This window comes from Erwinia piriflorinigrans CFBP 5888 (genome assembly GCF_001050515.1).
Classification (GTDB): Bacteria; Pseudomonadota; Gammaproteobacteria; order Enterobacterales; family Enterobacteriaceae; genus Erwinia; species Erwinia piriflorinigrans.
In genome coordinates, this window is record NZ_CAHS01000023.1 from 138,642 (window position 1) to 161,950 (window position 23,309).

Sequence of the window (23,309 nt, forward strand, 5' to 3'; positions counted from 1 at the left end):
ATCAGTTTACCTTTGGCTGGCTGGGGTGGCGGGGATAAGTTCACTGAGCAGTGTCAGGCTGGCGAGCGTGACATCAGTAGGAAGACCAAAATCAATCAGGCAGGCAATTTCTCCCACCCCCATAGCATTCAGGCTATGGATCAGACGACGGCATTTATCTACCGGCCCAAACAGCGCCGCCTGTTCGAAATAGCGTTCAAAGGCAAATTCAAGGAATTGTTGTTTATTAGCGTGGACGCTCTGTCGGGTATCCGCATCCACCAGAGTGTCGTACTGGCGAATATAGCCTTCGAGATAATGCAGCATCGGCTCACGAACTCTCTCTTTTGCCCGTGCAATATCGTTATCAAGATAGGTGTGGATCATGACGGTCACGATACCGCTTTGCGCATCGTGACCCGAGCGCTGCCGGGCTTGCCGATAGTTATCAATATTTTCTTCCAGCAGGCTAAGCGAGTTGCCCATCATGCAGAGGACGTGACAACCCAGCTCTCCGGCTTTGATCCAGCCCTCGGGGGAGCTACAGGTTAGCCAGTAGCGCAGCTCTGGCTGTATCGGTCTCGGCCATGTTCGTACCTCGATACTTTCGCCATCAACACCCGGTACGCTGACCGCTTCTCCTCGCCACAAACGCTGCATCTGCTCCATGCCGTCCGCCACGCGCTGACGCCGGTCAGGCCATGCTTCAGGCCGCATGGCAAAGTCACTGCGATGCCAACCGCTGGCCAGCGCCAGCGCGACCCGCCCCCCGGACAGGTTATCGACCACCGACCACTCTTCGACAATGCGCAGCGGATTATGTAAAGGGACAACCACACTGCCCGCACGCAACTCCAGTTTTTCAGTGCGTACGGCCAGCGCGGCCGCTAACACAGACGGGTTGGGATAGAGTCCACCAAAGGGAGTGAAATGGCGCTCGGGTATCCAGATAGCCTTGAATCCTTGCCGATCGCCAAACTCGGCACAGCGGAACAGCTGCTCATATTTATTGTCGCGGTTCTCTTCATCACTGGCGGAAAAGAAGAACAGGCTGAAGTCCATGTTCCCCACCGTTTCAGGCTGCGTCTGCTGCTGGCGGCGCTGGCTACGTAAACGCAGCTGCTCACGCTGCGCGGGCGTCAATGCGGCCAGCTTTTCTTTAATAAATTCATTCATCCGGCGCGACCCTGCTCTTCCTGTAACAAGGATTCCAGCTCTTCTTCTGAAAGTTCACTGAGTAAAAGATTGAGCTCATCCTCATCAACGCTGCTAAATAAACGCTGCTCGACCAGACGCGTAAGATCGCCGATAGTGGCAGCATTAAGCAGCTCGGTAAGATGAATTTCGCAACCAAAGCGGGCGTTAACCTTGCTGATAATCTGCAGTGCCCAAAGTGAATTACCCCCGAGATCGAAAAAGTTATCGTCAGGCGTGATGGCCGTTACGGCTAAAACCTCCTGCCAGATGGCGGTAATCTGCTGCTGGATATCGTTGTCGATCTCTGGGCTGGGGAGTGCGGATGTATTCATGCTGTTGCTCCTGGCAGAAGGGGGGGATACAGGATCTGCCTGAGGGGCAGTAAGCTGACGAAACAAGGCGTTAATCTCTTCTCCACTCTGGAAATGCTCTCCATCCAACGTCAGTCTGACACCGCGTTCTGCCAGTAACTGACTCAGGACGGTCATATCTGCAACCGGATGGGGTTTCACCCAGTGGTCGTGGCGTTCAAAGGCATAGCCAGGCAGTTGATAGCGTTGCAGGTCGATGTGCGTACCGATCAGCGCGGGCAGATCCAGGCTAACTCCCTTTAACCAAAGCTCACCCGCCGCCTGAAGCAGCGCAACGGCTGACAAGGTGGTGCGCGAAGCATGTGGCTGGCTACCGATCACCGGAACATCCACAACGCCTGCCCCTTGTGCTATCGAAGCCAGTACGGTGCCGGGGCCACACTCTAGAAACAGCTCGGCCCCCTGGTCGACAGCCGTTGCCAGCCCACGGGCAAACTGCACCGGCTGGCGAATATGGTCGGCCCAGTAACGGGCAGAACAAGCCTGCTCGTCGGTGAGTAACTCTCCACTGAGGTTTGAAATAATCGGTATCGACGGAGGCTGTCGGGGCGTGGCGTGGAGAGCCTGGGCAAAGGCTTCGGCGGCAGGTGCCATTGAGGCCGTATGGAAAGCATGTGAAGTCCGCAGCCGACGGCAGCCGATCCCTTGTGATTCAAGCTGCTGCTCAAATAACGCCAGTTCAGCCTCATCTCCCCCGACCACGCAGGCTTTTGGCTGGTTGATAACGGCAATTTCAAGCCCCGGCGTGAGCAGGGATTGCAGGCTGTTGGCATCCAAATCGACCGAGAGCATGCGTCCTGGTTTTGCCGCCTGCATCAGGCGACCCCGCAAACAGACAAGGCGTACGGCATCATCGAGGGAAAAAATCCCGGAGAGGCAGGCTGCCACCCACTCCCCAATGCTGTGACCTATCAGCAATGCGGGTTCCACGCCGTGCTGTCGCCACCATTGGGCCAATGCCCAGCCGGTAGCGAAAAGCACAGGCTGGGCGTTAGCCGTTGCCTGTAGCGTGTCAGCATCTGATTCGAGTAATGCCATCAGATCTACCCCTTCCCGCTGCATACTTTGCGCAACCCGATCCAGCCAGTGACGGTAAGCGGCATTTTGACGGTACAAGCCCAGCGTCATCTGCGGATGTTGTGAGCCTTGTCCGGGGAACATTAAAACACTCTTTTCTCTCTGCCCCGGAGTGGGAATGACCCCGGAAACGGTCACGGCCTGCAATTTTTTTACTGCCTGACCGATCTCTTCAGCGGCTACCGCAAGGCGGTAGGGAAAATGGTTGCGGGTCAACGCCAGCGTCGCCGCCAGGCCGGGTAAGTCGGCATCTTTGCGGTTGACCAGAACGGATGCCAGTTGTTGACACTGAGCCACCAGCGACGACGCCGTTTTTGCCGAAACCAGCAACAGCGATGGCTGCGGGTTGACTTCAGGCCGGGGCGTGTTTTCTGGCGGCTGTTGCAGGATAAGATGGACATTCGTACCGCCAATACCAAAGCTGCTCACTGCCGCCTGACGAACGGGAAACTGTGACGGCCAGCGCTCTTCCTGGTGGGGGATACGGAACGGTGACTGCGCTAATTTAAGCGCCGGGTGCGGCGTTTCACACTGCGAAAGAGGGGGAATAATACCGTCACGCACTGCACAGCAGGTTTTGATCAGCCCGATGACGCCTGCCGCAGCCCCGGCATGACCAATATTGGCTTTTATCGAACCCAGCGCACAAAACCCGGTACGGTCAGTATGCGATGACCATGCCTTTTTCAGTGCGCTAATTTCAATGGAGTCGCCTAACTGGGTTCCCGTGCCATGCGTTTCCAGATAGCCCACGTTGTTGACGTCAACATCGCTTACCGCCAGCGCATCGCTGATAACCCTCGTCTGACCACTGACGCCCGGTGCCGCATACCCCACCTTATCGTTGCCGTCGCTATTTACCGCGCTGCCGAGGATCACGCCGTGAATCGCGTTACCATCACGTTCAGCGTCCTCCAGCCGTTTCAGGGCCACCACGGCAACGCCAGCACCATCAATGGTGCCGTTCGCCCGTTGTGAAAACGGCCGACAGAATCCATCCGGAGATAAAAATCCGCCGGGTACGGCTAATTGTGATTCTGGCGCAAAGACAGGGATCGCCGCACCGCCCGCCAGGGCAATATCACATTCCCACGTCAGTAAGCTGTTACAGGCGAGATGGACGGCAAGAAGAGATGTCGAACAGGCGGTATTCACGCTGATAGCAGGCCCGCCTAATCCAAGTCGATAGGCCAGGAGCGTGGCGGCACTGTCCTTTCTGTTCATCATTTGCAGATAATCGGCCCCCAACGCAGCCAGATGTCGCGGGCTATGCTGAAGGTGCTGTTCAAGATAACGGGAATGGCGAGTACCGGCAAAAATCCCCGTGCGCAGGCGCTGCTGCTGTTCGCACCCCCCGGCCTGCTCAAGTACCAGCCAGGCCTGCTCCATAAGCATACGCAGTTGGGGATCCAGAGCTTCTGCTTCAATATCGCTGTAGCCAAAAAACGCCGCATCAAACCATTGTGGGTTATTCAGGAGCGGACGCCGGTGCACCCAGGTTTCACCGGGTTTTTCCTCAACGGTGGGGGCGAAGGAGGGGATCGATATTTTTCCTGAACGGATATTCTGCCAAAGAACATCCACATTTCCTGCATCGGGGAAAACGCCCTGCATGCCAACAATCGCTATGCTCATCACAGCCACCAAGTATTTTATTTATAACAACGTAAGACCTGATATAAACAGGCCTGTTTATAAACATCTTATTTCCTGGGAGTGCGAAAAGTCCTAATTAAAAACTAGGAAAGCATTTAAAAATAATGAATTATAATATAATAAAATCGCTGATAAAATAATTTACCCGCGTTTGTAAAGCAATGTCAATAGAATTGAAACAAAAATGCAAGACATAGAAAAATCATATGGAAAAGTGTGGTAAATCAGATCTACCCCATTACGAAAAAATCACCGATTACCGCAAAATCAGCATCTATTTTTACTATTGCGGAAAGTAAATATCGTTTTTACTTATAGTTCAATCACCGATCTTTAGTCTCTTTTCAAAACACACCGCATCCTGCACCCCCCTATAAACACCATAATTTTCAATAACATGAAACCCATTATTGAGATAGAAACCAATCGCATTCTGGTTTATTTTTCTGGTCTCCAACCAAATGCGTTGGTATCCGTCATCCCTGGCTTTCTCCTCAAGGATATTAAGCACTTCTTTTCCTGTGCCTTTTCCTGCGGGCAATGAAAACATTCTCTTTACTTCACAAGTCACTGGATCTAATTGACGATAGCCCCCACAGCCGACAGGCTCCCCATCTTTCAATGCTAATAAGAATAATCCCCCAGTCTGGGAGAAGGTGGCAAGATCTGCATTAATGCTGCCATCACTGCCCGTCATCCCCTTTAACGTATGATTCAATCTAGCGATAAGGTCTTTTACACGCTCGTCTTCAGACGGTTGTGGAATAGATTCAATCTCAATAACCATTTAATCCTCCTGCTCTTATTCAACATACCGGTGTCGTGTTTGACAGGCCATTCGGCGACAGGAGTGAAAACCTGAAGCTGACGCTGCTATCACTATAGTTTATCAGAAAGGTATACACCTGATTGTCACTATACCAGCTTTATCTGATGAGTTTATTTCCAAGAAACTTAACTGGAAGTCATCGTCAATAACTGAAAGATGTTCAACTCATAATACAACAAACTTATCGACTAAACTTTCGTCATGAATAATTAAAAACACATATTTGATACAAAAGACATGTCCTGAAAACCACACAACACAACAAGAGTGATTTAGATAAATAAAAGGTTATTAATATAAACACCTTCAATGAGAAGGCATCCAAAATAACCAATGAGGTAATACATGTCTGAATTAAATTATACACCTACTCCGTGGACTCGTGCCGACGCATTAAAAGTTAATGAGGATGATCCGACCACAACTCAACCTCTTGTTGATGTCGAATTCCCGGTAATGAGTGACGAGGTATTTATTTGGGATACAATGCCATTACGAGACCTCCACGGTGATATTGTCTCAGTCAATGGCTGGTGTGTTATTTTTACGCTGACAGCGGATCGCAACCCTAATAGCCCGGAATTCCAGGATGAAAATGGCAACTACGATATTAAACGTGACTGGGAAGACAGGCATGGCCACGCACGTATTTGTTATTGGTATTCACGCACCGGTAAAGACTGGATCTTTGGCGGTCGGGTAATGGCTGAAGGTGTTTCGCCAACGACTCGTGAATGGGCGGGTACGCCAATCCTGTTAAACGATAAAGGCGATATTGACCTTTATTATACCTGTGTCACCCCAGGTGCGACCATTGCCAAAGTTCGCGGTAAAATTGTCACTTCTGATGAGGGTGTAAGCCTGGAAGATTTTTTACATGTGAAGTCACTTTTCTCTGCCGACGGTAAGATTTACCAGACAGAAGAACAGAACGCCTTCTGGAACTTCCGTGACCCTAGTCCGTTTATTGACAGAAAAGATGGCAAGCTATATATGCTGTTTGAAGGGAACGTGGCGGGGGTGCGAGGTTCGCACGAAATTACCCAAAATGAGATGGGTAACGTACCCCCAGGTTACGAAGATGTCGGTGGGTCAAAATATCAGGTCGGCTGTATTGGTCTGGCTGTTGCCAAAGATTTATCGGGAGATGAGTGGGAAATCCTGCCTCCGCTCGTTACTGCCGTTGGCGTAAACGATCAGACTGAACGCCCGCACTTTGTCTTCCAGGATGGCAAATACTATCTGTTCACCATTAGCCATAAGTACACTTATGCCGATAATCTGACCGGCCCTGACGGCGTATATGGTTTTGTCAGTGATCATCTCACCGGCCCATATACTCCGATGAACAGCTCTGGCCTGGTTTTGGGTAATCCATCCTCACAACCTTTCCAGACATATTCACACTATGTCATGCCGAATGGATTGGTTACCTCCTTTATTGACAGTGTGCCTTGGGGAGAAAAAGACTACCGTATTGGTGGCACTGAAGCACCGACCGTGAAAATTCTATTGAAAGGCGATCGTTCATTTGTTGTTGATAGCTTCGACTATGGATATATTCCGGCAATGAAAGACATTATCGTAAAATAACCCTATAAACCAATGTCAGTCAGCTAATGCTGACTGACATTTTCATAATGGGCGCAGTGTATCTTTGCTTCGCTATGATGTTTAGTCTCTTTCCGGGAGTTCATATGATGTACTGGTTAAATATTAATATATTAGAGGTGGTGAAATCTTGGTGGCGTGGTGACGTTCCCATCGGTGGTGTATTAATGGCCGTGGGCATGTCCGTCCTGCGCATGAAATACTCGGGAGAATCGCAAGGGAATACGATAATAGAGGGGTTACTCTGTGGTGCTTTAACACTCACTACGGTTTCAGCAATGAATTTTTTCCACATTCCCAGAGATATGACGGTCGCTATCGGTGGCTTTATTGGTTTTGTTGGCGTAAAAAAAATCAGCAACTACCTGTCTCTGTACCTCAGCTCACGCATTAAAAAGCAGTAAAAATAACGGCTTAAGCGATGTCATTGGTGGTCCACACCACCGCTTGCACAATCTTCAGCCAGCCATGAACTGTGCTCCTAAATCCCTTTGGCATCTCCTCCTCCCCGAGTATCATTAACGCCTTAAATCGCAAAGAATTGACGGAGATCGGACGCATGGTGCGAGATATTGCCCCCGGATATTGCATTGTGGAACACCCCGGCACTCTGGATTTCCAAGCCAGATTGCTGTTCAGAGATACGCGTTCGCAGGCTGCCAGCCTGTTTATGAAACTGAATGCCGATACGCAGTGGCTGATGCCCGGACAGATACTGATTGTTTCCGACCCCAATGCACCAGTAACACCCCAAATACTGCACAGACTGAGACAGGCAAAGCAGAAAACCAATATGGCTTTCGTTGGTGTCGGTGCAGAGGAGGCCAGCTTTCTTCAGAAGCATTTCGGCATGATTGCCGGGTTGACCAGCGCAGGAGATCAAATCTTCAGTATGGGGGGTGATATTGGGGAGAAATACTTTTCCGCGATAGAACAGACACTGAGAAAAATTGAGGTCAGCTATCAGAACCAGTACCTGACTCAGGGTACGCTTGTTAGCCAGCAGTTTTTTGTTGAACGTAACCAGCTTTTCAACCAGTTAAAAACGCTGGTAAATAAACCCCTCGTGAAGTCACTTATCCGCCATTCGATAAAATTTAAACCCTACGAAGATATGCGCAGGGCACTAAATCTTTCCAGCCGTTCTATTGTTCATGAGTGGTCCACAGTGGGCATCAACGGCATCCCCGGTTATTCTAATTTTGTTGGCAATGCGGCTAAAGCGGCTCGCTTTCTTAAATATGGCGGTTATATCGGCATCGGTTTTTCTTTCGCCGGCACTACGAACGATGTTGTTAATGCCTGCACCACGGGTAGAGAAAATGAGTGCGGGAAATTTGCATTTAAGGAGTATACAAAATTCACGTTAAGCACAGCAGCGGGAATTGGTTCCGGAACGGTAGGTGCATCTGCTGGTTTGGCTGCATGTGCTGCCATAGGCATCGTCACAGCAGGAGCAGGTGGTGTTGCATGTGCAGTAGTGGGTTCAATGGCTGGTGGCTACGTTGGAAGCAAGGCAGCTGAATTTGGTGTGGATATGATATTTCAAGATTATGGTAAGTAAGATGATTGCTAATTATGGTTCTTTGGTCATTGTCATTGTCGGTGTCATCTGTTTCATTGCATCGATAGTATGGTATGCATTTAACAGAAAAAAATATTACACTTTATTATCTCTGTTCCAGAAGGAATATATATTTCCAACACCTTATTCATTTCATTGCCTTGTTGGTTTTTTTGGAGCCGCGCCAATCGTATACTTTTTCTTAGGGTTAAAAAGAGAAAAAAAGATCCTGTTTGTAAAAAGGGATGATAAAGCGTATAGCTTTTTTGATAACAAAAACGTTGAGTTAACTAAATGGATGCCCACCTTTTATTACTTATGGAATATTAGCATGGCATGCTGCTCATTTGTTATTATTTACGGTATAGTCATGCATATTAAATTAAAATACTTCTTATGATGGGTTTATCATATCTTAAATACGGCCTCAATACGGGGGCTGGCGCAATATTCTGAAAAAAAGCCCGGTACGCTGTTTTAACAGCTACCGGGCTTTTTGCGTTAACCGTGGCTTTTCAGCCGTTCCCGTTAACGATTGACCATCACTCCACCGTCACCGATTTCGCCAGGTTGCGCGGCTGATCCACGTCAGTACCTTTAATCAGCGCCACATGGTAGCTGAGCAGCTGTAGCGGTACGGTGTAGAAGATAGGTGCAATCACCTCTTCAACATGCGGCAGCGGGATAATGCGCATCCCTTCGCTGTTAGCAAAACCGGCATCCGCATCGGCGAAGACATACAGCAGGCCGCCACGGGCGCGCACTTCTTCGATATTCGACTTCAGCTTTTCCAGCAGCTCATTGTTCGGCGCAACCACAATCACCGGCATATCGGCATCGATCAGCGCCAGCGGGCCATGTTTCAGCTCACCAGCGGCGTAGGCTTCGGCGTGAATATAGGAGATCTCTTTCAGCTTCAGCGCCCCTTCCATCGCAATCGGATACTGATCGCCACGACCGAGGAACAGCGCGTGATGTTTGTCAGAGAAATCCTCTGCCAGGGATGCAATCAGTTCATCCTGTGACAGCATCTGCTCAATACGGCTCGGCAGCGCCTGTAGGGAGTGAACAATATCCTGTTCCACCTGTGGATTAATGCCTTTGAGACGGCCAATTTTTGCCACCAGCATCAGCAGTACGGTGAGCTGGGTAGTGAAGGCTTTGGTCGACGCGACGCCGATTTCCGTACCCGCCTTAGTCATCAACGCCAGGTCCGATTCACGCACCAGGGAGGAGCCAGCCACGTTACAGATAGCCAGCGATCCCAGATAACCCAGCTCTTTCGACAGACGCAGTGCCGCCAGCGTATCGGCAGTTTCACCGGACTGGGAAAGGGTGATCAGCAGGCTGTTTTTCCGCACCGCAGATTTACGGTAGCGGAATTCTGAAGCAATCTCCACGTCGCACGGCACGTTCGCCAGTGACTCAAACCAGTAGCGCGAAACCATGCCCGAGTTGTATGAGGTGCCACAGGCGACAATTTGAATATGCTCGACGCTTGCCAGCAGCGAATCAGCGTTCACGCCCAGCTCCGAGAGATCGACGGCTCCGTGGCTAAAGCGACCGCTAAGCGTGTTTTTAATCGCTACCGGCTGCTCGTAAATCTCTTTCTGCATGTAGTGGCGGTAAACGCCTTTATCGCCAGCATCGTACTGCGTATTCGATTCGATTTCGCGACGCTGCACAACATCACCGCTGCAATCGACAATCATCACATCACGGCGGGTAATTTGCGCAATATCGCCTTCTTCCAGATAGATAAAACGGCGCGTGACCGGCAGCAGTGCAACCTGGTCAGAGGCGATAAAGTTTTCACCCACGCCACGACCAATCACCAGCGGACTGCCGGAGCGCGCAGCAACCAGCGTAGACGGATCGCGGCTGTCCAGAATAACCATGCCGTAAGCACCGCGCAGCTGCGGGATAACACGCTGCACCACGTCAAGCAGTGAGCCGCCGTTTTGCTGCTCCCAATTCACCAGATGCGCGACCACTTCGGTATCGGTCTCGGAGGTAAAGGTATATCCGCGCCCGATCATCAGCTCGCGCAGCGGCTCATGATTTTCAATAATGCCGTTGTGAACAATGATTATGTCGCCGGAAATATGCGGATGGGCATTACCCTCCGACGGCTCTCCGTGCGTGGCCCAGCGCGTGTGCGCAATGCCTGTTCCCCCCGACAGCGTCGTATTTTCCGCTGCGGCAGCCAGGTTGCTCACCTTGCCAACGCGGCGCAGGCGGGTAGCCTGACCGTTAGCGTCAACAACGGCCAGACCGGCAGAGTCATAGCCTCGATATTCCAGACGACGCAGCCCTTCCAGCAGTATTTCTGCAATATCACGCTGCGCTACAGCACCAACAATTCCACACATAGTAGTTTTCCTGACATGATGACAGATTAGCCATCAGCGTTGTCTTCTGACCTGATTATTCCGGTATATTCCGGTTCCCCGAGCCTTGTAGAGAGTGGGGATTATTTTTATCTTTACTGCGGGTTTCGGGCTGTGGCAAACCACAACCTGAAGAAGCTTACTTTTTCTTTTGCGGGCGTTGCCAGCTGGCGTTCAGCTGCTGCTCTTTACGATTGTAGACCAGTCCGGCAGCCGGAACATTTCTCATAATGGTGGTACCGGCAGCAATAGTGACGCCCGCCGCCACGCTAACCGGCGCGATCAGCTGGGTATCTGAACCGACAAACACATCATCACCGATAATCGTTTTCGATTTATTAACGCCATCATAGTTACAGGTAATGGTGCCGGCACCAATATTAACATTAGCACCGATTTCCGCATCGCCAAGATAACTGAGATGACCGGCTTTGGAGCCTTTACCGAGCCGCGCTTTTTTCATTTCGACAAAGTTACCGACGTGTGCCCCTTCTGCCAGCTCGCTACCGGGGCGCAGGCGGGCGAACGGCCCAACGCTGCACTCGTCAGCCAGCCGTGCATCTTCAATCACGCTATACGGACTGATGATGCAGTCATCGGCAATCACGCTGTTTTTAATCACGCAGCCGCTGCCGATTTTCACCCGGTTGCCGAGTTTGACGTGGCCTTCAATAATGACGTTGGTATCAATGACCACATCACGACCGTGTTCCAGCGTGCCGCGTAAGTCGAAACGTGCGGGGTCCTGTAACATCACGCCGGACAGCAGCAGTTTTTCTGCCTGCTCAGCCTGGTAAACACGCTCAAGCGTTGCCAGCTGCAAACGGTTGTTTACCCCGTCAGTTTCAGTGGTGCGCGCCGGATGCACTGCCTCAATCTGGCGGCCTTCCTGGTGAGCGAGTGCAATAATATCGGTGATGTAGTATTCACCTTGCGCATTGTTATTGGTCAGTTTGCTCAGCCAGCGCTTCAAATCCGCGCCACCCGCCAGCAGGATACCGGTGTTGATTTCGCCGATCGCCAGCTGCTCAGGTGCGGCATCCTTCTGCTCGACGATGCCAACCACCCGGTCGTTTTCACGGATGATACGGCCATAGCCGGTCGGATTATCAAGGTTGACCGTTAGCAGGCCAATACCGCCATCGGGTTTGACTTCCTGTAGACGGCGCAGCGTTTCGCTGGATATCAGCGGCACATCGCCGTACAGCATTAGAATGTCTTCATCATCAGCAAAATAAGGCGCGGCCTGCTGCATCGCATGCCCCGTGCCCAACTGTTCCGCCTGTAGCACCCAGTTCAGGGACCGATCGTTGAGGGCCGTTTTCAGCAGCTCCCCCCCGTGCCCGTAAACCAGATTGACGCGCTGCGCATTCAGCTTCCTGGCCGCGTCTATCACGTGCTGCACCATCGGTTTCCCTGCCAGTAAATGCAGCACTTTCGGCAGGTCGGAATACATGCGGGTTCCTTTGCCAGCGGCAAGGATCACTACGCTCATCGGGCGGTTTGACATAGACATCCTGACTAATCTTTTATGAAATGAAAGTTAAGCGGTTTACCCCGTCAAATACTACATATTTTTCGGAAAAAAACATCTCAAGTCGCTAGCGGCTCATATATTCTGGCGCACCTGCCGTTGGTTATCAGGGTTGCGGCCGCCGGAATATGCGGCGGGCAAAAACCATAAAAAAAGCCAGTCAGTTTCCTGACTGGCTTTCTACTACTTAAACCTGAGTTACATCGCGTTTTTGGTCAACTCGATCACACGCAGTTTGGCGATCGCTTTAGCCAGTTCCGCAGACGCCACCGCGAAGTCAACATCACCGTGAGAGCTGTTCATATGCGCTTCGGCTTTGCGCTTCGCTTCCAGAGCACGCGCTTCATCAAGATCGCTGCCACGGATCGCCGTGTCAGCCAGAACGGTAACCGCACCAGGCTGCACTTCCAGCACGCCGCCGGAGAGGTAAATCACCTCTTCATCACCGTGCTGCTTAACGATGCGGATCATACCAGGCTTAATGGCGGTCAGGAGCGGGGCGTGGTTCGGGCGAATACCCAACTCACCTTCGCTACCTGATACCTGGATGCTTTGCACAGTACCGGAGAACATCTGCAGTTCTGCGCTGACAACGTCCAGGTGAAAAGTCATGGCCATAGTTAACCTCCAGGGAAACTATCCCCTTTCACCTTCAGGCTGCATCTGGGTTGGCTTACTCGGTCATCCGCATCACCCGTTCGAGTAACATGCAGATTCACGCTTTTGCTGCCCTTAATGCAGCCCGAATGATTCAGGGCTGTCTGATTACAGTTTCTTCGCTTTTTCCACGGCTTCTTCGATGGAACCCACCATGTAGAAAGCCTGCTCTGGCAGATGGTCGAACTCGCCGTCCATGATGCCTTTAAAGCCACGGATGGTATCTTTCAGAGACACGTATTTACCTGGAGAACCGGTAAACACTTCTGCCACGAAGAACGGCTGGGACAGGAAGCGCTGCATCTTACGCGAGCGTGCTACCACCAGTTTGTCTTCTTCTGACAGCTCGTCCATCCCCAGGATGGCAATGATGTCTTTCAGTTCCTGATAACGTTGCAGCAGTGACTGAACGCCACGCGCAGTGTCATAGTGTTCCTGACCAACAACCAGCGGATCCAGCTGACGGCTGGTGGAATCCAGCGGGTCAACTGCCGGGTAGATACCCAGAGAAGCGATCTGACGGCTCAATACCACGGTTGCATCTAAGTGAGCAAAGGTGGTGGCTGGCGACGGGTCAGTCAAGTCATCCGCAGGAACGTAAACGGCCTGTACGGAGGTGATTGAACCGGTTTTGGTTGAGGTGATACGTTCCTGCAGAACGCCCATCTCTTCCGCCAGCGTTGGCTGATAACCTACCGCAGAAGGCATACGACCCAGCAGAGCAGATACTTCAGTACCGGCCAGGGTGTAACGATAGATGTTATCGATGAACAGCAGTACGTCACGACCTTCGTCACGGAACTTTTCAGCCATGGTCAGACCGGTCAGCGCAACACGCAGACGGTTACCCGGCGGCTCGTTCATCTGGCCATAGACCAGAGAAACTTTGTCGATAACGTTGGAGTCGGTCATTTCGTGGTAGAAGTCGTTACCTTCACGGGTACGCTCACCCACACCGGCAAATACCGAGAAACCTGAGTGCTCAGCCGCAATGTTACGGATCAGCTCCATCATGTTGACGGTTTTACCGACACCCGCACCACCGAACAAGCCAACTTTACCGCCCTTGGCGAACGGACACATCAGGTCGATAACCTTGATGCCGGTTTCCAGCAGATCCTGAGAGTTCGACTGATCTTCGTAAGAAGGAGCAGAGCGGTGAATCGCCCAACGCTCTTCTTCGCCGATGTCGCCTTTCATATCGATTGGTTCACCCAGCACGTTCATGATACGGCCAAGCGTTGCAGTACCTACCGGTACTTCAATTGGGTGCTGAAGGTCAACGGTTTCCAGACCACGTTTAAGGCCGTCTGAAGAACCCATGGCGATGGTACGAACCACGCCACCGCCCAACTGCTGCTGAACTTCCAGCACCAGACGAGCATCACCATTTTTAACCTCAAGGGCGCTGTACACTTGTGGTACTGCGTCCTGAGGGAACTCGACGTCAACCACGGCGCCGATTACCTGGACAATCTTTCCAGTAGCCATCTTGAATCCTCTACCTAATTCATTTCTACCCGACGTTTATGAAGCCGCAGCGGGGTTAGCGGTACCCGATCACCTGAATTGCTTACCAGGTAAACGCGTCATGGCTCACCCCTTTACCGCCAGCTTCATCGCCTGAGCAGTACCTGGTTAAACCGCGGAGGCCCCCGAGACGATCTCGGTAAGTTCCTGGGTGATGCTGGCCTGACGAGCTTTGTTGTATACCAACTGCAGCTCTTTGATCAGGTTTCCGCCGTTATCGGTTGCGGCTTTCATCGCCACCATTCGCGCGGCCTGCTCGCTGGCCAGGTTTTCAACAACACCCTGGTAAACCTGAGACTCGACGTAGCGACGCAGTAACGTGTCCAGCAGCGCTTTCGGATCGGGTTCATACAGATAGTCCCAGGTACTCTTCTTCACAACGCCTTCCGCATCATCTGCTGGCGGTAACGGCAGCAGCTGTACGATCTGTGGAGACTGAGACATGGTGTTGATAAATTTGTTGCTGACAATGTACAGCTTGTCGATTCGGCCTTCATCGTATGCTTGAAGCATCACTTTGACCGGGCCAATCAGGTCGGACAGCGCGGGTTTATCGCCCATGCCATTGACCTGAGCAACGACGTTGCCACCGACAGAGCCGAAGAATGACATCCCTTTAGAACCGATTATCGCCAGATCGCTCTCGACGCCTTTATCAGACCAGGATTTCATATCCGTCAGCACTCGCTTGAACAGGTTAATGTTCAAACCACCACAAAGCCCGCGGTCGGTAGATACGACCAGATAGCCGACGCGCTTAACGTCACGCTCATCCAGGTAAGGGTGCTTGTATTCCAGATTACCTAACGCAATGTGACCAATCACTTTGCGCATGGTCTCTGCATAAGGACGGCTGGCCGCCATGCGTTCTTGCGATTTACGCATTTTGGAGGCGGCGACCATTTCCATCGCTTTGGTGATCTTCTGCGTGTTTTGCACGCTGCCGATCTTACTACGTATCTCTTTTGCGCCGGCCATAAGCTTCTCCTCAAAGCCTTGCGGCCTGCCCCCTAAGGGACAAGCCGCCAGACATTACCAGGACTGGGTTGCTTTAAACGTTTCGAGGAGGCCTTTCAGCTTCTCTTCGATTTCGCCGTTATAGTTACCAGACTGGTTGATATCAGCCATCAGCTCTGCATGATCGCGATCCGCATAAGCCAGCAGTGCCGCTTCGAAGCTACCGATTTTCGCCAATTCGACGTCATTCAGGAAGCCACGCTCGGCGGCAAACAGCACCAGACCCTGTTGCGCTACGGACATTGGCGCATACTGTTTCTGTTTCAGCAGCTCGGTCACTTTCTGACCGTGGCTCAGCTGTTTGCGGGTTGCTTCATCCAGATCGGAAGCGAACTGAGAGAACGCTGCCAGCTCACGATACTGTGCCAGCGCGGTACGAATACCACCGGACAGTTTCTTGATGATCTTAGTCTGAGCAGCACCACCCACACGAGAAACGGAGATACCCGGGTTAACCGCCGGACGAATACCGGAGTTAAACAGGTTGGTTTCCAGGAAGATCTGACCATCGGTAATCGAGATTACGTTGGTTGGAACGAACGCAGAAACGTCACCCGCTTGGGTTTCGATGATCGGCAGAGCCGTCAGTGAACCGGTTTTACCTTTGACTTCACCGTTGGTGAAACGCTCAACATAGTCGGCGCTCACGCGGGAAGCACGCTCCAGCAGACGGGAGTGGAGGTAGAACACGTCCCCTGGGAACGCTTCACGGCCCGGTGGACGGCGCAGCAGCAGAGAAACCTGACGGTAAGCAACAGCCTGTTTGGACAGGTCATCGTATACGATCAGCGCGTCTTCACCACGGTCACGGAAATATTCGCCCATCGCACAACCGGCATAAGGAGCCAGGTATTGCAGCGCGGCAGATTCAGATGCGGTCGCAACCACGACGATGGTATTAGCCAGCGCGTTGTGTTCTTCCAGCTTGCGTACCACGTTAGCGATGGTAGAGGCTTTCTGGCCGATGGCCACGTACACACATTTAATGCCGGAATCGCGCTGGTTGATGATCGCATCGATCGCCATCGCGGTTTTACCGGTCTGACGGTCACCGATGATCAGCTCACGCTGGCCACGGCCGATTGGAATCATCGCATCAACAGATTTGTAGCCGGTCTGTACTGGCTGATCGACAGACTGTCTGTCGATAACGCCAGGAGCAATCACTTCGATCGGTGAGAAACCGTCGTTGTCGATAGCGCCTTTACCGTCGATAGGTGCACCCAGGGTGTTCACCACACGGCCCAGCAGGCCACGGCCAACCGGCACTTCGAGGATACGGCCAGTACACTTCACCGTCATGCCTTCGGCGAGGTCAGCGTATGGACCCATCACCACTGCACCTACGGAGTCGCGCTCCAGGTTCAGTGCGATAGCGTAACGGTTGCCCGGCAGGGCAATCATCTCACCCTGCATCACATCGGCCAGGCCGTGTACGCGGATGATGCCGTCACTTACAGAAACGATAGTACCTTCGTTGTGAGCTTCGCTCACTACATTGAACTGAGCAATGCGCTGCTTGATCAGTTCGCTGATTTCGGTGGAATTCAGTTGCATATGCTCCAGTCCCCTTAAGACTGCAAGACGTCTGCGAGGCGTTCAAGACGACCGCGTACGCTGCCGTCAATGACCATATCACCCGCACGGATGATTACGCCTGCCATTACAGACTTATCAATTTTGCAATTCAGCTTAACTTTGCGTGACAGACGTTTTTCCATCGCGGCGCTGATTTTAGCCAGCTGTTCGTCACTCAGTGTTGTGGAAGAAATAACCTCAACCTCTGCGGTCGCATCATGTGCGGCACGCAGTTGGATGAACTGTTCCAGAACAGCGGTAAGCGTGGGTAAACGTCCGTTTTCAGCCATCACCTTAATCAGGTTCTGACCGGCTTCGTCGAGTTGGTCACCACAAATCGCGATGAATGTTTCAGACAACGCTTCCGGCGCCAGTGCGCCGGAAAGAAGATCTGTCATCTGTTCATTGCTTGCCACCGAGGCGGCAAACGCCAGCATCTGCTGCCAGCGATCGACACTTTGATGCTCAACAGCAAAGTCAAAAGCTGCTTTGGCGTAGGGGCGAGCTACAGTAGTAAATTCAGACATCAGCCCCTCCCTCCTTACAGTTCAGCGACCAGTTTATCTACGATGTCGCTGTTAGCAGCTTCATCCACGGAACGTTCAATGATTTTCTCGGCGCCGGCAACAGCCAGCATCGCGACCTGCTTGCGCAACTCTTCACGTGCACGTTTGCGTTCGGCATCAATTTCAGCCTGCGCCTGGGTGACGATCTTGTTACGTTCTTGCTCAGCCTCTGCCTTAGCGTCGTCCAGGATCTGAGCGCGGCGTTTGTTCGCCTGCTCGATAATGACCTGAGCGTCATCTTTGGCTTTTTTCAGCTGATCGGTCGCACTCGCCTGCGCGAGATCCAAATCTTTCTTGGCACGTTCAGCGGAAGCAAGGCCGTCGGCAACTTCTTTCTGGCGCTTTTCGATAGCAGCCATAAGCGGCGGCCATACGTACTTCATGCAGAACGCTACAAACAGGATGAACGCGATAGCCTGGCCGAGGATTGTTGCGTTAATGTTCACAGCACAATGCCTCTTGTTAAGTTAACTTTTTCTGCCGCTGTAAATCACGGCGGCAGAAGCCGTTCATCGCATCCACTGACGCAGTGCGATGAACAATCGGTTTACTACGCGACAGCAAACATCACGTACAGACCCAGACCAACAGCGATCATCGGGATTGCATCCACCAGACCCATTACAACAAAGAACTGCGTACGCAGCAGAGGGATCAGATCCGGCTGGCGCGCGGCGCCTTCCAAGAATTTACCTCCGAGGATGCCGATACCGATCGCAGCACCGATTGCCGCCAGGCCCATCATCACAGCGGCAGCCATGTACAGCAGATCCATATTCAGGTTTTCCATGACAGTCTCCAGTTTGTTTCAGTTAAAACGCAGTAGTGTTGAGAAAAATATCAATGTTCTTCAGATGCCATCGACAGATAGACAATCGTTAAGACCATGAAAATGAAAGCCTGTAGCGAAATGATCAGGATGTGGAAAATGGCCCAAGGCACACTCAGAATCCACTGTGACCACCACGGCAACAGACCGGCAATCAGGATAAAAATCAATTCACCCGCATACATATTTCCGAACAGTCGCAGACCCAGAGATACCGGTTTGGACAGCAGGCTCACGCCTTCCAGAATCAGGTTGATCGGAATGAAAATCGGGTGATTGAAGGGTTGCAGAGTCAGCTCTTTACTAAAGCCGCCAATGCCTTTCATCTTGATGCTGTAGAACAGAATCAAAACAAATACGCCAAGCGCCATCGACAGCGTGATATTCACGTCGGCAGAAGGCACCACACGCAACGCTGGCAGCCCGAAGATGTGCTCACCGATATACGGCAGCAAATCAATAGGCAGCAGGTCCATGAAGTTCATCAGGAACACCCAGACGAAAATCGTCAGAGCCAGCGGAGCGATAACTTTGCTTTTGCCGTGGTACATATCGCGCACGTTGTTATCAACGAAACCGATAACCAGTTCGATAGCGGCCTGTAATTTGCCCGGCACGCCGCTGGTCGCTGATTTCGCTACCTGGCGAAACAGCACCAGGAACACCAGCCCCAGTACCACAGAGAAAAACATGGAGTCGATATTTAATACCCAGAACGTCGCCGGAGCGTCGTGCGGATTCACTAGCTCGAAGGTACGCAGATCAAGCTGAAGGTTATTCAGATGATGACCTATGTATTCTTGCGGCGTAGAGATTTCTCCTGCAGCCATGATGCCTCTTACCCTTTGTTGTTAATTACAGCCGGAGCGACGATTTGCACCATCAGCACCGATAACCAGGCCAGTCCCAGCGGCGTAAACACCGCCTTAAACACACCCAGCGCCACGATAAGAACGAGAACAGTAACAATGACCTTTAGCGCTTCACCTAGCGCAAAAGTCCAGGCAAGCCGCCCTGTTACTTCATGCCCCGCCTGGTGACGCCAGGCAAAAATCATAAACAACACGTTTGGCAGCCAGGCTGCCAGCCCACCGGCAAAGGCGGATACACCCCAGGTCAAATCTTTAAAAAAGGAAAACAGCACACCGATTACGACGAAGGTCACCAGCTGTAGCAACAGCACGGTCCGAGCAAATTTCACTTTGTAAAGGGACACTGACATGATGTTGAAACTCCCCTGCCCGGCTTGGGGTATGCCGCGTGTCGCATTAATTGCCTTAGCTCGTCAGAGTAAGGCGTCAAAAACCGTGCAAATTATACGGTGCGCACCTGTGATTTCAATCGATAAGTAGTGAAAAGGTGAACAATTATTTAATTTTCTTTCTGACGGCCTTTTTTCGAAAAGCCTGAACAGCGGCAATAGGTGATTTTTTTTCTGCAACTCGCGACATTCCTTGCGCATAAAGCGTGGCCAAGATCACAAATCCGCAATATTAAGATGGATTAATGAACGATAAGCTCACGAAAAAATCGTATCACCCATCCTGAAAAGCCAACAAAATCATAAAATTAAAATACTTTTTTATAAAAATGCCCTTTTGTTTCGATTAAAAGCGGCTGTTGACTTCTGTAGCAACTATTTAACACAGCAAAACCCATTAGTTAGGGCAGGTTAATGACAGCTTTATATTTTCATTGGTGACTATAAGCCAACGAAAGCGATTAAAAAAATGAATAAAGTGATAATCGAATGTAAAAAACAGGTTAAATGTAACAGTAGAATGCAAATAATTTCGGTCAGTGAGCAAAAGATGAGAGCCATTTCACAGCAGAATTATTTAAAAAAAAACGCTCCCTCTCCAAAAAAAAACAAAAATCGCTGAATAATGGGTGAAAATCAGGCCCTTCAGCACGGAGTAACAGGCTAAAGGGCGATGATTAATGGCTTATAAATTCGTCAGATGGTCGCAATGACCACCAGATGGCGCTCACCTTCCAGCTGTGGAACAATGAGCGGGCTAACTTTTTCGACCCTGAAACCAGCTGGCAGCGCGGCGATTTCATCCCCTGGCAGCACGCCTTTTAAGGCATAAAAACGTCCCTGCTGCCCCGGTAAATGGTGGCACCAGCTGACCATATCATTGAGTGAGGCAAATGCGCGGCTGATAACACCATCAAACGGCGGTTCGCCTGCAAAGTCTTCTACCCTGCTCTGTACCGGCGTGATGTTGTCCAGTTTCAGCTCGTGTTGAACCTGTTTCAGGAAGCGTACGCGCTTACCCAGGCTATCCAGCAGGGTGAAGTGCGCCTGGGGACGCACAATGGCCAGCGGTACGCCCGGCAGTCCAGGGCCAGTGCCGACGTCAATAAAACGCTCGCCGGCCAGGTGTGGCTCCACCACAATGCTGTCGAGAATATGCCTTACCAGCATCTGCTGCGGATCTCGCACCGAAGTCAGGTTGTAGGCTTTATTCCACTTGTGCAGCATTTCCACATAACCGACCAGCTGCTGTTTCTGTCGATCGGACAGGGAAATCCCTGCCGTTTTAAGTAATGCCGAAAGTTGATTAATCATGCACTTTTACGCAACAGGCCCTGTTTTTTAAGATAAATAAGCAGAATAGAGATCGCCGCAGGCGTGATGCCTGAGATACGCGAAGCCTGGCCAATTGAACTCGGTTTACTGTCGTTGAGCTTAGCGATCGACTCATTGGAAAGTCCGCTAACCTGCTGATAATCGAGATTGCTTGGCAGCAGGGTATTTTCATTGCGCAGCTGTCTGTCGATCTCTTCCTGCTGGCGGGCAATGTAACCCTCATATTTGACCTGGATCTCAACCTGCTCTGCCGCCTGCGTATCTGCCAGAGCAGGCGCGAAATGGGGCAGCGTCATCAGTTGCAGATAGGTCATTTCCGGGCGACGCAACAGATCTTCGCCGCTGGCCTCTTTGGTCAGGGCTGCACTGATGACGGCGTTAACTTCAGTCACGCATTCGGATTTAGGATGCACCCAGATATCACGCAGGCGCTGGCGCTCTTGTTCAATACTTTCCAGCTTCTCATTGAAGCGCGCCCAGCGGGCATCATCGACCAGGCCCAGCTCGCGACCCGCTTCGGTTAAGCGCAGATCGGCGTTGTCTTCACGGAGCATCAGACGATATTCAGCACGCGAAGTGAACATGCGGTACGGCTCTTTGGTACCAAGAGTACAGAGATCGTCTACCAGCACCCCGAGGTAAGCCTGGTCACGACGTGGTGCCCAGCTCTCTTTGTCCGCAGAAAGACGACCGGCATTCAATCCGGCTAACAGCCCCTGTGCGGCCGCTTCTTCGTAACCGGTGGTGCCGTTTATCTGTCCGGCAAAGAACAGACCCTGGATATATTTACTTTCCAGCGTCGGTTTAAGATCGCGCGGATCGAAATAATCATATTCGATAGCGTAACCAGGGCGAATGATTTTCGCATTTTCCATGCCGTGCATGGAACGAACAATTTGCATCTGTACATCAAACGGCAGACTGGTGGAGATACCGTTTGGATAAATTTCGTTGCTGGTCAGTCCTTCCGGCTCGAGGAAGATCTGGTGTGCATTACGATCGGCAAAGCGCATCACTTTGTCTTCGATCGATGGGCAGTAGCGTGGGCCGATACCTTCAATCACGCCAGCATACATCGGGCTGCGATCGAGGTTGTTACGGATCACCTCATGGGTTTTCTCATTGGTGTAGGTGATGTAGCAAGGCACCTGCTGTGGATGCTGGCTCGCACTTCCCATGAAGGAGAAGACCGGTAAGGGGGTATCGCCATGTTGAGGGGCCAGCACGCTGAAATCGATTGTGCGGGCGTCAATACGCGGAGGCGTTCCGGTTTTCAGACGACCTACGCGTAGCGGTAGTTCACGCAAACGGCGTGACAGTGGGATCGATGGTGGATCTCCGGCACGACCACCGCTGTAGTTATCCATGCCGATATGAATTTTGCCATCGAGGAAGGTTCCTACGGTCAGCACCACGGCTTTTGCACGGAACTTCAGGCCCATCTGGGTGACTGCGCCCACCACACGATCGTTTTCCACCAGCAGATCTTCAACCGCCTGCTGGAAGATCATCAGATTAGGTTGATTCTCCAGTGCGGTGCGAACGGCCTGACGGTATAACACGCGATCGGCTTGAGCACGGGTGGCACGGACGGCAGGCCCTTTGCTGGCGTTTAGTATCCTAAACTGAATACCTGCCTGGTCGATGGCATGGCCCATTAGCCCGCCCAGTGCATCCACTTCTTTAACCAGATGTCCTTTCCCAATGCCACCAATTGCCGGATTACAGGACATCTGTCCCAGCGTGTCGATGTTGTGGGTTAATAACAGGGTTTGTTGACCCATACGAGCAGCGGCCATAGCGGCTTCTGTCCCCGCATGACCACCACCGATCACGATGACGTCAAAAGGATCTGGATAAAACATGGTACTGCACCTCGCGGCTTGTGCGAATTAAGGGATGTTGCTGAGGGCGTGGATTCTACTCAACTTTAGACGATGGGGAAAGCGTCGGGATCTTCGTGTATTAAAAAGAAGATCTTTTTTATTTAGAGATCTCTTTATTAGATCTTCTATTAGGATCGACGATCTCTGTGGATAAGCGCTTTTTACCAATGACGATCAACGCGTTACTGACGATCACTAACTGTGAACGATCGGTGATCCCGATCCGTATAAGCTGGGATCAAAATGGCATGTTATGCACAGGCTTAGCCAGGCTACCAAGTTGTTATTGGGATAAACACCGGTTTTCACCCGGTAGTTAGCCATGTTATCCACAGAGAATGGGATGAAAAACCGGCAAAAAAGAGCAATATTTACAAAACTCTTAGCCATAAAAGGCAATTCAGGGGATCGGAAAGACGATCGCTGACCGATCCTCACCGCT

20 protein-coding genes are annotated in these 23,309 nt (G+C 51.5%); 4 read left to right on the plus strand and 16 right to left on the minus strand.

Going from position 1 to position 23,309, the window contains the following annotated elements:
* Nucleotides 1-6: 6 nt before the first annotated feature.
* The 3 genes from EPIR_RS17735 to EPIR_RS17745 all read right to left on the minus strand — a co-directional run bounded on the left by EPIR_RS17735 (nt 7) and on the right by EPIR_RS17745 (nt 5,067).
* Entirely contained in the window at nt 7-1,155 is a 1,149-nt protein-coding gene (locus EPIR_RS17735; protein WP_023656879.1) for a MupA/Atu3671 family FMN-dependent luciferase-like monooxygenase, read from the minus strand.
* Nucleotides 1,152-4,259 (minus strand): type I polyketide synthase, encoded by a 3,108-nt coding sequence (locus EPIR_RS17740; RefSeq protein WP_023656880.1) that lies wholly within the window; start codon nt 4,257-4,259, stop codon nt 1,152-1,154. Before EPIR_RS17740 ends, EPIR_RS17735 begins: the two co-directional genes overlap by 4 nt.
* Nucleotides 4,260-4,599: 340 nt before the next feature.
* The gene (locus tag EPIR_RS17745) at nt 4,600-5,067 is read right to left on the minus strand and encodes a GNAT family N-acetyltransferase (RefSeq protein WP_023656883.1); all 468 of its coding nucleotides are present in this window, start codon (nt 5,065-5,067) and stop codon (nt 4,600-4,602) included.
* A gap of 387 nt (nt 5,068-5,454) precedes the next feature.
* On the opposite strand from EPIR_RS17745, the gene EPIR_RS17750 reads away from it, so the two are divergent.
* From EPIR_RS17750 to EPIR_RS17765, 4 genes are all read left to right on the plus strand, one after another.
* On the plus strand, nt 5,455-6,702 hold the full coding sequence (locus EPIR_RS17750; RefSeq protein ID WP_023656884.1) for a glycoside hydrolase family 68 protein: 1,248 nt from the start codon (nt 5,455-5,457) through the stop codon (nt 6,700-6,702).
* Nucleotides 6,703-6,806: 104 nt separating this feature from the next.
* The gene (locus EPIR_RS17755) at nt 6,807-7,124 is read left to right on the plus strand and encodes a phage holin, lambda family (protein WP_023656885.1); all 318 of its coding nucleotides are present in this window, start codon (nt 6,807-6,809) and stop codon (nt 7,122-7,124) included.
* 155 nt (nt 7,125-7,279) lie between these two features.
* Entirely contained in the window at nt 7,280-8,284 is a 1,005-nt protein-coding gene (locus EPIR_RS17760) for a hypothetical protein (protein ID WP_023656886.1), read from the plus strand.
* Between the two features lies 1 nt (nt 8,285).
* Entirely contained in the window at nt 8,286-8,684 is a 399-nt protein-coding gene (locus EPIR_RS17765) for a hypothetical protein (RefSeq protein ID WP_048698050.1), read from the plus strand.
* 142 nt (nt 8,685-8,826) lie between these two features.
* Here EPIR_RS17765 and glmS read toward each other — a convergent pair whose 3' ends face one another.
* The 13 genes from glmS to mnmG all read right to left on the minus strand — a co-directional run bounded on the left by glmS (nt 8,827) and on the right by mnmG (nt 22,846).
* Nucleotides 8,827-10,656 (minus strand): glutamine--fructose-6-phosphate transaminase (isomerizing), encoded by a 1,830-nt coding sequence (glmS, locus tag EPIR_RS17770; RefSeq protein ID WP_023656887.1) that lies wholly within the window; start codon nt 10,654-10,656, stop codon nt 8,827-8,829.
* A gap of 157 nt (nt 10,657-10,813) precedes the next feature.
* Nucleotides 10,814-12,184, minus strand: coding sequence for a bifunctional UDP-N-acetylglucosamine diphosphorylase/glucosamine-1-phosphate N-acetyltransferase GlmU (glmU, locus tag EPIR_RS17775; protein ID WP_023656888.1), 1,371 nt, complete (start codon nt 12,182-12,184; stop codon nt 10,814-10,816).
* A gap of 222 nt (nt 12,185-12,406) precedes the next feature.
* The gene (locus EPIR_RS17780) at nt 12,407-12,826 is read right to left on the minus strand and encodes a F0F1 ATP synthase subunit epsilon (protein ID WP_023656889.1); all 420 of its coding nucleotides are present in this window, start codon (nt 12,824-12,826) and stop codon (nt 12,407-12,409) included.
* A 147-nt stretch (nt 12,827-12,973) separates the two neighbouring features.
* The gene (atpD, locus tag EPIR_RS17785) at nt 12,974-14,356 is read right to left on the minus strand and encodes a F0F1 ATP synthase subunit beta (protein WP_012443141.1); all 1,383 of its coding nucleotides are present in this window, start codon (nt 14,354-14,356) and stop codon (nt 12,974-12,976) included.
* A 147-nt stretch (nt 14,357-14,503) separates the two neighbouring features.
* Nucleotides 14,504-15,373 (minus strand): F0F1 ATP synthase subunit gamma, encoded by an 870-nt coding sequence (gene atpG / locus EPIR_RS17790; protein WP_023656890.1) that lies wholly within the window; start codon nt 15,371-15,373, stop codon nt 14,504-14,506.
* Between the two features lie 54 nt (nt 15,374-15,427).
* Complete coding sequence (gene atpA, locus EPIR_RS17795; RefSeq protein ID WP_012443143.1) at nt 15,428-16,969, minus strand: F0F1 ATP synthase subunit alpha; 1,542 nt, start codon at nt 16,967-16,969, stop codon at nt 15,428-15,430.
* Between the two features lie 14 nt (nt 16,970-16,983).
* Nucleotides 16,984-17,517, minus strand: coding sequence for a F0F1 ATP synthase subunit delta (gene atpH / locus EPIR_RS17800; RefSeq protein ID WP_023656891.1), 534 nt, complete (start codon nt 17,515-17,517; stop codon nt 16,984-16,986).
* A 14-nt stretch (nt 17,518-17,531) separates the two neighbouring features.
* On the minus strand, nt 17,532-18,002 hold the full coding sequence (gene atpF / locus EPIR_RS17805; RefSeq protein ID WP_012443145.1) for a F0F1 ATP synthase subunit B: 471 nt from the start codon (nt 18,000-18,002) through the stop codon (nt 17,532-17,534).
* Nucleotides 18,003-18,106: 104 nt separating this feature from the next.
* The gene (gene atpE / locus EPIR_RS17810; RefSeq protein ID WP_003849523.1) at nt 18,107-18,346 is read right to left on the minus strand and encodes a F0F1 ATP synthase subunit C; all 240 of its coding nucleotides are present in this window, start codon (nt 18,344-18,346) and stop codon (nt 18,107-18,109) included.
* 50 nt (nt 18,347-18,396) lie between these two features.
* Nucleotides 18,397-19,215: a F0F1 ATP synthase subunit A gene (gene atpB / locus EPIR_RS17815; RefSeq protein WP_023656892.1), complete on the minus strand. Its 819-nt coding sequence runs from the start codon at nt 19,213-19,215 to the stop codon at nt 18,397-18,399.
* Nucleotides 19,216-19,223: 8 nt separating this feature from the next.
* Nucleotides 19,224-19,607: a F0F1 ATP synthase subunit I gene (gene atpI / locus EPIR_RS17820; protein WP_023656893.1), complete on the minus strand. Its 384-nt coding sequence runs from the start codon at nt 19,605-19,607 to the stop codon at nt 19,224-19,226.
* A gap of 735 nt (nt 19,608-20,342) precedes the next feature.
* Complete coding sequence (rsmG, locus tag EPIR_RS17825; protein ID WP_023656896.1) at nt 20,343-20,960, minus strand: 16S rRNA (guanine(527)-N(7))-methyltransferase RsmG; 618 nt, start codon at nt 20,958-20,960, stop codon at nt 20,343-20,345.
* Nucleotides 20,957-22,846, minus strand: a complete 1,890-nt coding sequence (gene mnmG, locus EPIR_RS17830; protein WP_023656897.1) for a tRNA uridine-5-carboxymethylaminomethyl(34) synthesis enzyme MnmG — start codon at nt 22,844-22,846, stop codon at nt 20,957-20,959. The genes rsmG and mnmG overlap by 4 nt, the downstream gene beginning before the upstream one ends.
* Nucleotides 22,847-23,309: the final 463 nt, after the last annotated feature.

What these genes read in the sequence shown, in the direction of transcription:
- EPIR_RS17735 (WP_023656879.1), bottom strand. Translation starts at nt 1,155, where the DNA reads ATGAATGAATTTATTAAAGAAAAGCTGGCCGCATTGACGCCCGCGCAG.
- EPIR_RS17740 (WP_023656880.1), bottom strand. Translation starts at nt 4,259, where the DNA reads ATGAGCATAGCGATTGTTGGCATGCAGGGCGTTTTCCCCGATGCAGGA.
- EPIR_RS17745 (WP_023656883.1), bottom strand. Translation starts at nt 5,067, where the DNA reads ATGGTTATTGAGATTGAATCTATTCCACAACCGTCTGAAGACGAGCGT.
- EPIR_RS17750 (WP_023656884.1), top strand. Translation starts at nt 5,455, where the DNA reads ATGTCTGAATTAAATTATACACCTACTCCGTGGACTCGTGCCGACGCA.
- EPIR_RS17755 (WP_023656885.1), top strand. Translation starts at nt 6,807, where the DNA reads ATGATGTACTGGTTAAATATTAATATATTAGAGGTGGTGAAATCTTGG.
- EPIR_RS17760 (WP_023656886.1), top strand. Translation starts at nt 7,280, where the DNA reads ATGGTGCGAGATATTGCCCCCGGATATTGCATTGTGGAACACCCCGGC.
- EPIR_RS17765 (WP_048698050.1), top strand. Translation starts at nt 8,286, where the DNA reads ATGATTGCTAATTATGGTTCTTTGGTCATTGTCATTGTCGGTGTCATC.
- glmS (WP_023656887.1), bottom strand. Translation starts at nt 10,656, where the DNA reads ATGTGTGGAATTGTTGGTGCTGTAGCGCAGCGTGATATTGCAGAAATA.
- glmU (WP_023656888.1), bottom strand. Translation starts at nt 12,184, where the DNA reads ATGTCAAACCGCCCGATGAGCGTAGTGATCCTTGCCGCTGGCAAAGGA.
- EPIR_RS17780 (WP_023656889.1), bottom strand. Translation starts at nt 12,826, where the DNA reads ATGGCCATGACTTTTCACCTGGACGTTGTCAGCGCAGAACTGCAGATG.
- atpD (WP_012443141.1), bottom strand. Translation starts at nt 14,356, where the DNA reads ATGGCTACTGGAAAGATTGTCCAGGTAATCGGCGCCGTGGTTGACGTC.
- atpG (WP_023656890.1), bottom strand. Translation starts at nt 15,373, where the DNA reads ATGGCCGGCGCAAAAGAGATACGTAGTAAGATCGGCAGCGTGCAAAAC.
- atpA (WP_012443143.1), bottom strand. Translation starts at nt 16,969, where the DNA reads ATGCAACTGAATTCCACCGAAATCAGCGAACTGATCAAGCAGCGCATT.
- atpH (WP_023656891.1), bottom strand. Translation starts at nt 17,517, where the DNA reads ATGTCTGAATTTACTACTGTAGCTCGCCCCTACGCCAAAGCAGCTTTT.
- atpE (WP_003849523.1), bottom strand. Translation starts at nt 18,346, where the DNA reads ATGGAAAACCTGAATATGGATCTGCTGTACATGGCTGCCGCTGTGATG.
- atpB (WP_023656892.1), bottom strand. Translation starts at nt 19,215, where the DNA reads ATGGCTGCAGGAGAAATCTCTACGCCGCAAGAATACATAGGTCATCAT.
- atpI (WP_023656893.1), bottom strand. Translation starts at nt 19,607, where the DNA reads ATGTCAGTGTCCCTTTACAAAGTGAAATTTGCTCGGACCGTGCTGTTG.
- rsmG (WP_023656896.1), bottom strand. Translation starts at nt 20,960, where the DNA reads ATGATTAATCAACTTTCGGCATTACTTAAAACGGCAGGGATTTCCCTG.
- mnmG (WP_023656897.1), bottom strand. Translation starts at nt 22,846, where the DNA reads ATGTTTTATCCAGATCCTTTTGACGTCATCGTGATCGGTGGTGGTCAT.